This window comes from Lysinibacillus sp. (assembly GCF_032093475.1).
Lineage (GTDB): Bacteria > Bacillota > Bacilli > Bacillales_A > Planococcaceae > Lysinibacillus > Lysinibacillus irui.
Window position 1 is genome coordinate 20970 of the sequence record NZ_DAMDAY010000030.1, and the last position, 13000, is coordinate 33969.

The 13000-nt window shown below is 37.1% G+C and carries 12 protein-coding genes and 1 pseudogene; 3 read left to right on the forward strand and 10 right to left on the reverse strand.

What is annotated here, in order from left to right; translation table 11 throughout:
- From RT445_RS08840 to RT445_RS08850, 3 genes are all read left to right on the forward strand, one after another.
- On the forward strand, nucleotides 1–390 hold a 390-nt coding region (locus RT445_RS08840), incomplete at its 5' end, for an ABC transporter permease (RefSeq protein WP_313470431.1).
- A gap of 13 nt (nucleotides 391–403) precedes the next feature.
- Nucleotides 404–1459, forward strand: a complete 1056-nt coding sequence (locus RT445_RS08845) for an ABC transporter ATP-binding protein (RefSeq protein ID WP_274795902.1) — start codon at nucleotides 404–406, stop codon at nucleotides 1457–1459.
- Complete coding sequence (locus RT445_RS08850) at nucleotides 1452–2378, forward strand: ABC transporter ATP-binding protein (RefSeq protein ID WP_274795901.1); 927 nt, start codon at nucleotides 1452–1454, stop codon at nucleotides 2376–2378. Before RT445_RS08845 ends, RT445_RS08850 begins: the two co-directional genes overlap by 8 nt.
- 381 nt (nucleotides 2379–2759) lie before the next feature.
- Here RT445_RS08850 and opp4C read toward each other — a convergent pair whose 3' ends face one another.
- From opp4C to RT445_RS08900, 10 genes and pseudogenes are all read right to left on the reverse strand, one after another.
- On the reverse strand, nucleotides 2760–3668 hold the full coding sequence (gene opp4C / locus RT445_RS08855; RefSeq protein WP_274795899.1) for an oligopeptide ABC transporter permease: 909 nt from the start codon (nucleotides 3666–3668) through the stop codon (nucleotides 2760–2762).
- A 12-nt stretch (nucleotides 3669–3680) separates the two neighbouring features.
- On the reverse strand, nucleotides 3681–4646 hold the full coding sequence (opp4B, locus tag RT445_RS08860; protein ID WP_274795898.1) for an oligopeptide ABC transporter permease: 966 nt from the start codon (nucleotides 4644–4646) through the stop codon (nucleotides 3681–3683).
- A 90-nt stretch (nucleotides 4647–4736) separates the two neighbouring features.
- Complete coding sequence (gene opp4A / locus RT445_RS08865) at nucleotides 4737–6470, reverse strand: oligopeptide ABC transporter substrate-binding protein (protein WP_274795897.1); 1734 nt, start codon at nucleotides 6468–6470, stop codon at nucleotides 4737–4739.
- A gap of 57 nt (nucleotides 6471–6527) precedes the next feature.
- A complete protein-coding gene (locus RT445_RS08870) occupies nucleotides 6528–7517 on the reverse strand; it encodes an ABC transporter ATP-binding protein (protein WP_274795896.1) in 990 nt (329 codons plus the stop codon).
- A 4-nt stretch (nucleotides 7518–7521) separates the two neighbouring features.
- Nucleotides 7522–8517, reverse strand: a complete 996-nt coding sequence (locus tag RT445_RS08875) for an ABC transporter ATP-binding protein (protein ID WP_274795895.1) — start codon at nucleotides 8515–8517, stop codon at nucleotides 7522–7524.
- Nucleotides 8518–9394: 877 nt separating this feature from the next.
- Nucleotides 9395–10024: an orotate phosphoribosyltransferase gene (gene pyrE, locus RT445_RS08880; RefSeq protein ID WP_274795894.1), complete on the reverse strand. Its 630-nt coding sequence runs from the start codon at nucleotides 10022–10024 to the stop codon at nucleotides 9395–9397.
- 3 nt (nucleotides 10025–10027) lie between these two features.
- On the reverse strand, nucleotides 10028–10732 hold the full coding sequence (pyrF, locus tag RT445_RS08885) for an orotidine-5'-phosphate decarboxylase (protein WP_274795893.1): 705 nt from the start codon (nucleotides 10730–10732) through the stop codon (nucleotides 10028–10030).
- The gene (locus tag RT445_RS08890; protein WP_274795892.1) at nucleotides 10732–11643 is read right to left on the reverse strand and encodes a dihydroorotate dehydrogenase; all 912 of its coding nucleotides are present in this window, start codon (nucleotides 11641–11643) and stop codon (nucleotides 10732–10734) included. The genes pyrF and RT445_RS08890 overlap by 1 nt, the downstream gene beginning before the upstream one ends.
- Nucleotides 11640–12413, reverse strand: a complete 774-nt coding sequence (locus RT445_RS08895) for a dihydroorotate dehydrogenase electron transfer subunit (protein ID WP_312506795.1) — start codon at nucleotides 12411–12413, stop codon at nucleotides 11640–11642. Before RT445_RS08895 ends, RT445_RS08890 begins: the two co-directional genes overlap by 4 nt.
- A 1-nt stretch (nucleotide 12414) precedes the next feature.
- A pseudogene (locus RT445_RS08900) lies at nucleotides 12415–13000 on the reverse strand (carbamoyl-phosphate synthase large subunit); the annotation flags it as partial.

The window sequence follows — 13000 nt, forward strand, 5'->3', positions numbered from 1 at the left end:
GGATGGATTAATATGGCACGTATCGTTCGTGGTGAAGTATTATCTATTAAAAACCAAGAATATGTTCTTGCTGCTCGTACATTAGGTGCTAGTACAGGCCATTTAATCATTAAACACTTAGTTCCGAATGCTCTTGGTGCAATTTTAGTAACGATGACGTTAACAATTCCATCTGCTATTTTCACTGAATCATTCCTAAGTTACCTTGGTCTTGGGGTTCCTGCTCCAACAGCTTCATGGGGTACAATGGCCTCTGAAGGAAATAAAGCCATTGCCAATGCTCCTTGGCGTTTGATTTTCCCAGCAGTATTTATCTCACTAACAATCTTTGCATTCAATGCAGTTGGTGACGGCTTACGTGATGCTCTAGATCCAAAACTACGTAAATAAGGAGGTGGCCGAGATGAGTAAAACAATTTTAGAAGTAAAAGATTTAAAAATTAACTTTAAAACTTATGCAGGACTTGTCCATGCTGTACGTGGTGTTAACTTCGATTTAAAGGAAGGTGAAACACTCGCTATAGTGGGTGAATCTGGTTCTGGTAAAAGTGTTACAAGTAATGCGTTAATGAAATTAATTCCACAGCCACCTGGTATTTATGAGTCAGGACAAATTTTATTCAATGGCCGTGATTTAGTTCCGTTATCTGATAAAGAAATGTCTAAAGTACGCGGAAATGAAATTGCAATGATTTTCCAAGATCCAATGACAAGTTTGAATCCAACTATGAAGGTCGGACGTCAAATAACTGAAGTAATTTTGCAGCATAAAAAGATATCAAAAGCAGATGCAAAAAAACGTGCGATTGAGCTTTTATCACAGGTAGGTATCCCCTTCCCTGAAAAACGCTATAATCAATATCCACATGAGTTTTCAGGTGGTATGCGTCAACGTGTTGTCATCGCCATCGCTCTTGCAGCAGATCCTAAGCTTCTGATTGCCGATGAGCCAACAACAGCACTAGACGTAACCATTCAAGCACAGATTTTAGAGCTAATGAAGGAAATTCAAAAGAGTTCGAAAACATCTATCATTTTCATTACACACGATTTAGGTGTTGTAGCTAATATTGCTGACCGTGTAGCAGTAATGTATGCTGGACAAATCGTCGAATATGGTACTGTGAATGATATTTTCTATAATCCAAAGCACCCATATACATGGGGTCTACTTGGTTCGATGCCTGATTTAGATAATGATACTGATGAGCTTTTACGTACAATTCCAGGCTCACCACCAGATTTAACGAATCCACCTAAAGGTGATGCATTTGCAGCTCGTAATGAATTTGCGATGGCTATTGATTATGAACAAGAACCACCAATGTTCCAAGTTAGCGAAACGCATTTTGCAAAAACTTGGTTATTGCATCCTGATGCACCGAAGATTCCTCTTCCAGATGCGGTTGCTAAACGTATTGAAGGGTATTTAGCAAAGGAGGCACAAGAAAATGACTAAAACTGGTGCGAAAAAAATTCTTGAAATCAAAAATTTAAAGCAGCATTTTGGTTCACCAAGTAATCCTATCAAAGCCGTAGATGGTATCAGCTTCGATGTTTACGAAGGTGAAACACTTGGGCTTGTGGGTGAATCAGGTTGTGGTAAGTCAACAACTGGTCGTTCAATCATTCGATTATATGATATTACAGGTGGCGAGATTGTTTTCGATGGTGAAAATGTCCATGGGAAAAAATCAAAAAGTGAGTTAAAGAAATTTAACCGCCAAATGCAAATGATTTTCCAAGATCCTTATGCTTCATTAAATCCTCGAATGACAGCTGGTGAAATCATTGGTGAAGCCTTTGATATTCATGGTCTTTACAAGGATAAAAAGGAACGTCGTGCGAAAATTCAAGAGTTACTTGAAGCTGTTGGTCTAAACAAAGAACACGCAAATCGTTACGCACACGAATTCTCAGGCGGTCAACGTCAGCGTATTGGGATTGCACGTGCACTAAGCTTAGATCCTAAGTTCATCATTGCCGATGAGCCAATTTCTGCGCTTGACGTATCGATCCAAGCACAAGTTGTTAACTTACTAAAGCAACTTCAAAAAGAACGTGGCTTAACATATCTTTTCATTGCCCATGACCTTTCTATGGTAAAATACATCAGTGATCGTATTGCAGTAATGTACCGTGGTAAAATCATGGAAATCGGTAAAGCAGATGATATTTACAATCATCCTGTGCATCCGTATACAAAGTCTTTATTATCAGCTATCCCTCTTCCTGATCCAATGTCAGAGAAGCGTCGCCAACGTATTCCATACAAGCATACAGAGGTTGACGAAAGTGCAACCTACCATGAAGTAGGCGACCAGCATTACGTGTACGGTACGAACGATCTTGTGAAAACATGGGTTGCAAATCGATAAAATTGACACTCCTGTCGCAGTTTACAGCTGTGATAGGAGTTTTTTTATTTTATACCCTCGTTAAAGTCTTCTAAACCTATGAATACTTAATTCTATCTATTCCCCTACTAGAAAGTTAGATCACATAAAAATAGGCTCTATTCATTTGCTACGGGGTCTTTTCAGTAGTGTTAGCTAGTACTCGTTTGTCGTACTAGCTCCTCCCTCTAACCCTGTCAACGTCCAAAACCAGTAGATCTAAATGCTCTCTTTAATCACAATTAAAATGACGATACTTATTAGAGCTTGCTGATTTATATGTAGTAAATAGAATGTCCTTATAAAATTCGGCACCTTTAAATGTAGTATGATTACATTTAAAGGTGCCTATTTTTTACCCTATTATCTTCTTGACTTTGGATTTAAAGCATCTTTCAAGCCTTCTCCAATAAAGTTAATAGATAAAATTACTAATGTAATAGCTGTGGCAGGTGGTACCCACATCCAAAGCTTATCCTTTAATACATCTGAGTTTCTAGCTTCAAACAGCATATTCCCCCAGCTTGGCGTATCTGCTGGTACACCTAACCCAATAAAACTTAACCCAGATTCAGCAACGATTGTTACAGCCATTAACAGTGTTGCTTGTACAATAATTGTAGAGGCAACATTTGGTAGTAAATGCTTAATAATAATCTTCGAGGATTTACAGCCAATTGATTGTGCTGCTAGAATATATTCATTTTCTTTTTCAGCAAGCACCCTACTGCGTACAATCCTTGCAACAGAGCCCCACAATAGAAGCGAAATAACAATAATTAGAGTCCAAAGACCGGATATTTTTCCAATAAGAATTGTGTTTAAAACAATAACAAAAATCATAAATGGAAACATTAAGACAAAATCAGTAAATCTCATTAAAATTTGATCGATTTTACCGCCAAAGTACCCTGAAATAGCACCTACTGTCGTTCCAATCAACACGATAAAGAACATACAGCTTAACCCTACTGTTAAGGATGATCTACCAGCATAGAGCATTCTTGTAAAGACATCTCGCCCATTCGTATCGGTTCCCAACCAATTTTCACTAGATGGTGGTTGACTTATTTTTGTAAAATCTACCCGTACAATATCTTTTGTCGTAATATATGGTGCAAGGAACGATAAAATGATAACTAGTAGTAGAAAAGTAAGACTAATCATCGCTAATTTATTTTTAAAGAACTTTCGTCTCGCTATTACCCATGGCGAGGGGCTTTTCTTTGGTGATTTTGGCGTTAAAACTTCTTGATTAGTTACCAATGTCATAATTCCCCCTCCTTAATCCAATCTAATACGTGGATCTACTATACCGTATAATAAATCCGCTATTAAATTTCCAAAAAGCGTTAAAAACGAAAGTATCATAGTAATCGACATCATAACTGCATAATCTCTTCTTCCTACAGATTCTAGGAAGAGAGCACCTATTCCAGGATACGTAAAGATTGTTTCTGTTATTACTGCCCCACTGATTAATGTTGCAATATCAAAACCAAGGAACGTAATTAATGGAATAATGGAATTACGTAAAATATGCTTATTGTAAATTTTAGATTCTTTTGTTCCCTTTGCTCTTGCAGTTCTTACAAAATCTTTTCTACTATTTTCGATAATGTCATTTCGTAAAAATTGCGTATAGGAAGCTGTTCCCATTAACCCTAATATAAGTGCAGGTAATAAAACATGATGGAATTTACTCACATAATAATCTAAAGTTCCTGGCTCCAAACCTACGCCTACAGAGCCATTGAAAGGGAACCACCCCAATTTAAATGAGAAGAAGTAAATAGCCACAATCCCCGCAACAAATGATGGAATAGCTAATGCTAAATAATTGTACGTTCCAATCAAATTGTCCCCAAGTGTATAAGGTTTTCTACCAGCATACATGCCCATAAAAAATGCAAATATGTAGGTAATGACTAATGATGTAAATGCTAAAAATATGGTATTAGGAATACGCTGTGCAATAATCTCTGCAGCAGGTTTTTTATAAACAGTTGATTTGCCAAAATCCCCTTGTACAAAATTAACCACCCATCTTCCATATTGTTGGATAATTGGATCGTTATAGCCTAATTTTTCTCTCATTTCTTCGATGTATTGTGGATTCGTATTAGAAGGATCAATTTCACCAGCAAATGCATCTCCTGGCATCATTTTTGCTAAAAAGAATACCACCAACGAAATAAGGAGTAACAATGGGATCATGCTAAGTAATCGTCGAAGTGTATATTGAAGCATGTAACGTCTCCTTATCTAAAAATTTACTAACTAAGTCCTCTAAAGAGGACTTAGTAGTAGGTTATAGCCTTTTCATTTTAAAGCTAAATTTTATTCTTTAATATTCCATTTATAAACGTCTGTTTGGAAACCAACAGCGTTGATATGAACGCCTTGTAATCGATTATTAATACCATATAAATCTAAGTTTTCCCATAATGGAAGACCTGGTAATTCTTCATTGAAGTGTTTTTGCCATTCAACATATGTTGCCATACGTTTGTCTTTATCAAACGCTTCTTCACTTAAGCCTTTATTTAATAATTCTTGGTTCTTCGCGTCTACCCAACGACCGAAGTTCCACTCTGCGTCATTGCCCCATAATCCTGATGGATCTGGATCTGCACCCATGCTCCATGAACCGAAGAATGCCTCTAAAGCTGCATCATCGTTATCTTTCATATCATTATATAAGTTAAATTCAATTAAACTACCTGTAGCTAATTCTGTTTTTACACCAATATCATTCCAAGATTGGATAATGGCTTGTGAACGACCTTCAAATGCTGCATTTCCTGCATAGTGACCAAATGAGATTTTAAATGGTTGACCATTCGGATCCTCTACAAAACCATCACCATCTTTGTCTACATAGCCTGCTGACGCTAATAGTTCTTTAGCTTTTTCAGGATCGTATTCATATTTATTTAAGTCCGATTCTTTTGCAGCAGTCCAGAATGTACTTGGAATTACTGTGTTGGCAACTGTTGCTTTTCCTTCTAAGAAAGCATCGATCATTGCTGGACGGTTAATCGCATATAATAATGCTTGACGTAATTCTTTTGATTTAAATTTATCAAAGTCTGCCACATTTTTTAGTGTAGCTTTATCGCGGTGACCAAAACGAAGACCAATGTATGAATAACTAACACCATTAGTTTCTTCAATACGCACATTATCTAATGCTTCTAATTCTTTTACTGACTGTGGTTTAATAGACATAATGTCAATTTCTCCGTTTTGGAACGCACCTGCTGCTAATGATGGGTCGATTACTTTTACAATAACACCATCAAGCTGTGGCTTGCCCTTCCAGTAATCATCAAAACGCTCTAATTCAGAATACTCACCATCTACAACCTTTTTCACTTTAAATGGCCCTAAACCAACAGGATTTTCACGAACCTGTTTCGATTCACCTAAATCTTTAACCGCAATACCTTCATAGTGTTTCTTCGGCATAGGGTTTGACCAAAGATTTTCTAAGTTATTGATTTTTACTTGTTCGAAAGTAATTTTTACAGTATAAGGATCAACTACTTCGATCCCTTCAATTTTATCTGCTTTACCTTCTTTTTTAGCTTTTGCACCTTTGATGCCTTCTGCATAATTGAAACGAGGTCCATCATAATCTGGATCAGCAAGCGTCTCTAATGCAAATACCCAGTCATCAACTGTTAATTCTTCGCCATTATGCCACTTTACACCCTTTTGGAATGTAAACGTATAAGTTAACTTATCTTCACTAATTTCCCATGTTGCTAAGTTAGGAACATATTCTAAGTTATCATTTACATCATAAATACCTTCCATTGTGAACCCTTGAATATAACTATCTACAATACTCCCTGAATAAGCTGGGTCATATACGCCCTCAGGTGCAGTATCTGTACCAAATGTTACAATGCCACCCTCTGTAGAAGGTCCATCTGTTGTTGTCGATGTATCCCCGCTCGTATCCTTTTCACTTTCCTTCTCTGTCGTTGATGAGTCACTATTACATGCTGCTAAAAATAGCGCCATAACTAGCAAAAGCATAAATGACCAAAATCTTGATTTTTTCATTTTTTTCCCCCCGTAAATTTTATTTTGTCAATAACTTTTTTCCGTTTTTATGAGTTTTTAATAGAGGTGGCATGCTACTCTATGCCCTTGCTTCACCTCCTTTAAAGCTGGTTTAGTTAATGAACACTCTACCATTGCCTTTGGACATCTAGGATGGAATGGACAGCCTTTTGGCGGATTAGCTGGACTAGGTATATCCCCTTCTAAAACAATTCGTTGATTCTTTTTCCTCGGATCTGGTACCGGAATAGCTGAGATTAAGGCCTGTGTATAAGGATGTAATGGCTCATCATAAATATGTTCCTTATCTGCAATCTCAACAATATTTCCTAAGTACATGACGCCGATACGATCACTCATATGTTTAACAACACTTAAATCATGCGCAATAAACAAGAATGTTAAATCAAATTCATCTTGAAGTTCTTTTAAGAGATTAAGTACTTGTGATTGTACAGATACATCTAAAGCTGAAACTGGTTCATCCGCTATAATCAGTTTCGGTCTTAGTGCGAGTGCTCTAGCAATACCAATACGCTGTCGCTGACCTCCTGAAAACTCATGTGCATATTTATAAAAAGCATCTTCCGGTAAACCAACTTTTTTTAATAGCTCCATAACTTCGCCTTGTAATGATTTCAATGACTTGTTACTGAAATTCATAATTGGTTCTGCTACGATACTACCAACCATTTGCATTGGGTTTAAGGATGCGTATGGATCCTGAAAAACCATTTGAATATCTTTTCGTATCTCTCTTAAAGATTTGCCTCGCAGTTTTGTTATATCTTCCCCATCAAAGATAATTTTCCCATCAGTTGCGTCTAGTAATCTTAAAATGGTACGTCCAGTTGTAGATTTACCACAACCTGATTCTCCTACTAAACCTAATGTTTCTCCATTTTTAATAGCAAATGAAATATTATCTACTGCTTTTACATATCCAACGGTATGTCTAAAAAATCCACCTTTAATTGGGTAATATGTTTTCAAATCAATGATTTCCAATAAGTTCTCTTTTTCCTGTTTCACTATTGTTTCGCTCATGACGTCAGCTCACACCCTCTCTAGTATTGCAATCCTTGTAAAGTAAACATGAAACTTCATGACCCTCATCAATAAAGGTAAGCTTCGGTGTTACCTTGCTACATTCAGACATAGCCGAAGGACATCGGTCTACAAAACGGCAACCTAGCTGAGGCATATTTTTTAAAGACGGAACGATTCCTTGAATTGTTGTGAGTTTTTCAACTTCTTCATCGATTCTTGGAATAGAAGCCATTAATAGCTTTGTATAGGGGTGCTGTGGATTGTGGAACAAATTATCAACATTTGTTCGTTCAACTATTTTCCCGGCATACATAATAATTACGTCATCACACATTTCTGCAACGACACCTAAATCATGTGTGATTAGAACAATGGACATATCAGTTTTTGCTTGAATACTTTTCAATAATTCTAATATTTGCGCCTGTACTGTTACATCAAGTGCCGTCGTTGGCTCATCAGCAATTAATAGCTTAGGTTGACAAGCGATGGCAATCGCAATCATTACCCTTTGTCTCATACCACCAGATAATTGGTGTGGATATTCATCGATAATTTGATCAGCTCTTGGTATACCAACTTGTTTTAATAATTCTATAGACTTCCTTTTAGCCTCAGCCTTTGACATAGTAGAATGATTTAGAATAATCTCTTCTATTTGTGAACCTATTGTAAATACAGGGTTTAAAGAGGTCATCGGCTCTTGGAAAATCATACTGATATCTTTTCCTCTTATTTTATTCATTTCATCACTAGAATAATTTTCTATGTTTTTACCTTGAAACTTTATTTCTCCGCCAGTAATTTTACCAATGCCTTTAGGAAGAAGTTGCATGACTGAAAGTGACATAACACTTTTTCCACATCCAGATTCACCAACTACTCCTAGAATTTGACCTGGTTTGACTGAGAAAGAAACATCATCAACTGCATGATAGATCTCTCCATCTATATCAAAACCAGTTTTAAGGTTTTTCACTTCTAACATTAAGCTCATTTAATATCACACCTTTATTTTTTTTACTAAAATCGCTACATCCTTTATGTAAGTAATAGAATCATATGTCCAAAATGTATTCTTTAAGTAAAAGATGTAAAAAGAAATTTGCTCACAAGATTCCCGCAAAACCCAATTTTCTGAAAAATATAGACAAAACATGTTAAACCTATATCAAAAACATATCCGGCTAAAAAAACATTAAAATTTAATCTAGTGATTTCCTAAACTATAACACAGTCCCTATTTTCCAAATAAAAAAATAACTGGATTGGTATATAATATTCTGACAATTAGGCGTAATGCTATTTTATCTGGAAATAATACATTTAATCAAGTGAAATTTTACAATTCTTACACTCTTATATACAAAATAATCCATACAACTATTCCAAATAAAATTATTCCTTTTTCATTTTTTCACACTGAACATTTGTTCATTTTTAGCTTCATTTGCCTAAAGTATCATTTTTTTATTTTATTACTATAATAAAAACATATCAATTATATCTATTCCAACAACCATATAATTTACTTTTATTTGGAAAACATGATTATAAAAGGGTTTCGTTAAATTATTTCATTAATAAAATAATTTAAAATATTTTAAATTATTATTAACAAATAATTTTGCCCGTCGAAGTGTTAGATAAGTGATGCGCATTAAATTACATTACAAAAACAATTTATTTTTACAATTTCTTTATTTTTAGCCCCATACTTCTTAACAATTCATCTACTAAATTTTCTTTTTCCTAAGTCGAAAAAACAAAAAAAAACAACTATCAATAAAAATATCAATAGTTGTTTTTTATGCATTTTCACTCTTTTATATTCCAGTAACTCTATCTTTTATCGCTACAAATTAACTGATTTATTACAGCTCTCCAGCCTTTAATTTACTATGCCACTCTTTTAAGAACGGAATATCTTCCTCTTTAATAGTACCTGATTCGTTTGCTGCTTCAATTAAATAATCGAAGTTTGTTAACGATACATATTGGATGCCAGCTTCGTCAAATGCTTGTTCAGCGCGTGGCAGATTATATGTGTAGACACAAACAACCCCAAGTACTTCACAGCCAGCTGCACGTAATGCTTCTACTGCAGTAATTGAAGAACCACCTGTAGAGACGATATCTTCGACAACCACTACTTTTTGACCTGCTGCGTATTTTCCTTCAATTTGATTACCACGGCCATGTTCTTTCGCTTTAGAGCGTACATACACCATCGGTAGTTCTAATATATCGCTTACCCATGCTGCATGTGGGATGCCTGCTGTTGCTGTTCCTGCTACGATTTCTGTCGCACCAAAGTTTTCTTTAATAACAGCTGCTAAGCCGTTAGCTAATTGTTTACGAATAACTGGGTCAGAAATTGTTAGACGTGTATCACAGTAAATAGGGGATTTAATACCAGATGCCCATGTAAATAATTCTGTCGGATTTAATTCTACAGCGCCTACTTTTAACATAGCGTGTGCAATTTCATTTTGTAATGTCATAATTTATGCCTCCCATAATTCACTTACGATTTTATATGCCGCTACTGGATCCTGTGCGCCTGTTACAGCACGACCAACAACGATGAGTGATGAACCGTCACGCTTAGCACCATCAGGCGTTGCAATACGTTTTTGATCGTGTGCATCGCCACCTGCTAAACGAATACCTGGTGTCACACGTAGAAAATCATCTCCACATACCTCTGCTATTGCTTTAGCCTCGTGAACAGAGCAAACGACCCCTTGTAAACCAGCTTGTTTTGTAAGATTTGCATAATGCAAGACAGACTCTTGTAAAGATAAAGCAATTCTTTGCTCTGCTTGCATTTGTTGTTCAGTCGTTGATGTTAATTGGGTAACAGCGATTAATGCTGGTGTTTCTTTACCAGCAGGTGTCCCTGCTTCTAGTCCTTCCAGTGCCGCCTCCATCATTGGACGTCCGCCTGCAGCATGAACATTGACTAAATCCACTCCTAATTTTGCCAGACCCTTCATAGCAGATCCAACTGTATTCGGAATATCATGTAATTTTAAATCTAGGAAAATATCATGGCCTAAATCTTTTACTTTACGGACGATGTCTGGCCCTTCTTGCATATATAATTCCATCCCAATTTTCACGAAAAGGGGCTCATTGAACTTTGTTAGAAAATTAAATACTTCATCTTCTCCTGGAAAATCTAGTGCTAGTATAGGTTTCGTATTCATCAACGATGGCTCCTTCCGATAATTTCTGTTATATGTTCAATACCTAATGCGTCTAGCTTTGCTGGTAATTCATCTATTATAGTTGGACAGACAAAGTGGTCAACAAAATTAGCAGTCCCTACTGCTACAGCTGAAGCACCTGCAGACATAAAATCAATAACATCCTGCGCTTCTGTTACACCGCCCATACCAATGATGGGAATTTTGACAGCCTTATACACCTCATACACCATTCGTATTGCTACAGGTTTTACAGCAGGACCAGAAAGTCCACCTGTACCATTCGCTATGACTGGTTTACCTGTACGCTCATCTAAACGCATACCCACCAATGTATTAATCATCGTAATGCCATCAGCTCCACCCGCTTCAACCGCTAATGCAATATCAACGATGTTCGTTACATTTGGTGATAGTTTCACATAGACTGGCACCTCAGACACGGCTTTAACAGCCTCTACTAGCTCTCGTGCTGTATCTGGATCTGTGCCAAATTGAATACCCCCACATTTCACGTTAGGGCAAGAAATATTCAATTCCAACGCTTTAACATTTGGTGCAGTTGAAATGCGTTGTGCCACCTCTACATAGTCCGCTGTCTCTGTACCTGCGACGTTGGCAATAATCGGTACATCATAGCCCTCTAAAAATTTTAATTCCTCATTCATCACTTTTTCAATGCCTGGATTTTGTAAACCAATAGCATTTAACATTCCCGCCGCTGTTTCAGCTACTCGTGGCGTTGGGTTGCCTGCACGAGTTTCGACAGTCGTTGCCTTTATCATTATTGCACCCAGTTTCGATAAATCATAAAGCTGTGCATATTCACGACCAAAACCAAAGCAACCCGAGGCTGGCATAATTGGATTTTTCAAATCTAAGCCTGGAATTTGTATTGTTAACCGACTCATAGTGCCACCGTTCCTTTCGGGAAAACTGGACCATCAGAGCATACTTTGACATAGTCTTTATCTACTTGGTCCGTTGTTTTACATACACACGCAAAGCAAGCCCCAATACCACAGCCCATACGCTCTTCAAATGATAAATAACCCTCTTTTTCAGGATAAAAAGCTTCTAATGCTTTTAACATTGGTAATGGACCACAAGAATAAAAGACATCGAATTCTGGGACACGTGACTCTAATACAGTTGTCACAAAGCCCTTTGTTCCTTTTGTGCCATCCACTGTTACATAATGTGTTTCACCAAGAGCACAGAATTCATCCTCATAAAAGCAGACATCCTCTGTTTGGAAGCCTAAAACATGGATTGTTTTCACACCACGAGCATTTAATTGTTTGGAAAGTTCATGTAGTGGAGGTACACCAATTCCACCGCCAACTAATAGCGCAGTGCCTCCCTCTTGAACCACATCTACTGGAAAACCATTTCCTATTGGTCCAAGTACATTGACCTGTTGACCCTCACGATTCGTCGCTAACACTTTCGTACCACGACCCTCGGCACGATATATCATCGTAAATTGATTGTTGTCTTGATCAATATTTGCAATACTAATTGGTCGACGTAAAAGCGGCTCCAATGAATCTGACACCTTTACATGGACAAACTGGCCAGGAGTCATCTCCTGAACCAGTTCACCATGAAGTGTCAGTTCGAAAATGTTTGTCGCAATTTGCTTTTGAGAGACGACCGTCATTTTCTCTTGACGTATCATATTAGTGTACTACCTCCGCTTTAGGCATTTGTTCTGCTGTAAATGTCATAGATTCAATAACACGGACCATTGCTTCTGCTGTATCTAAAGATGTTAGGCAAGGTACACCATTTTCTACAGACTCACGACGGATTCGGAAGCCATCACGCGCCGGTTGTTTCCCTTTTGTTAATGTGTTGACAACTAGCTGTGCTTCACCATTTTGAATTAAATCTATTAATGTTTGACCTTTCGCGCCAATCTTACCAACAACATCAGTGCGTACCCCAGCTTCTTCAAAGGCTTTTGCTGTACCTTCAGTAGCTACAATGCGATAGCCTACAGTTGAGAAGCGTTTTGCTAATGCGATGGCTTCTTCTTTATCTTTATCTGACACAGTAAACAATACTGTACCTTCTGTGCGAATTTCCATACCAGCTGCAACTAGACCTTTATAAAGTGCTTTTTCTAATGTTGCATCTTTACCCATTACTTCCCCAGTGGATTTCATTTCAGGTCCTAATGTAATATCCACTCGACGTAATTTTGCGAATGAGAATACTGGCACTTTTACAAATACCCCTTTTTGCTCAGCCGCTAAGCCTGTT

Bases quoted from the DNA above. Each gene is read 5' to 3' on its own strand.
- RT445_RS08895 (WP_312506795.1), bottom strand. From the start codon at position 12,413: ATGATACGTCAAGAGAAAATGACGGTCGTCTCTCAAAAGCAAATTGCG.
- RT445_RS08890 (WP_274795892.1), bottom strand. From the start codon at position 11,643: ATGAGTCGGTTAACAATACAAATTCCAGGCTTAGATTTGAAAAATCCA.
- opp4A (WP_274795897.1), bottom strand. From the start codon at position 6,470: ATGAAAAAATCAAGATTTTGGTCATTTATGCTTTTGCTAGTTATGGCG.
- pyrE (WP_274795894.1), bottom strand. From the start codon at position 10,024: ATGACATTACAAAATGAAATTGCACACGCTATGTTAAAAGTAGGCGCT.
- RT445_RS08845 (WP_274795902.1), top strand. From the start codon at position 404: ATGAGTAAAACAATTTTAGAAGTAAAAGATTTAAAAATTAACTTTAAA.
- opp4C (WP_274795899.1), bottom strand. From the start codon at position 3,668: ATGACATTGGTAACTAATCAAGAAGTTTTAACGCCAAAATCACCAAAG.
- pyrF (WP_274795893.1), bottom strand. From the start codon at position 10,732: ATGAATACGAAACCTATACTAGCACTAGATTTTCCAGGAGAAGATGAA.
- RT445_RS08850 (WP_274795901.1), top strand. From the start codon at position 1,452: ATGACTAAAACTGGTGCGAAAAAAATTCTTGAAATCAAAAATTTAAAG.
- RT445_RS08870 (WP_274795896.1), bottom strand. From the start codon at position 7,517: ATGAGCGAAACAATAGTGAAACAGGAAAAAGAGAACTTATTGGAAATC.
- opp4B (WP_274795898.1), bottom strand. From the start codon at position 4,646: ATGCTTCAATATACACTTCGACGATTACTTAGCATGATCCCATTGTTA.
- RT445_RS08875 (WP_274795895.1), bottom strand. From the start codon at position 8,517: ATGAGCTTAATGTTAGAAGTGAAAAACCTTAAAACTGGTTTTGATATA.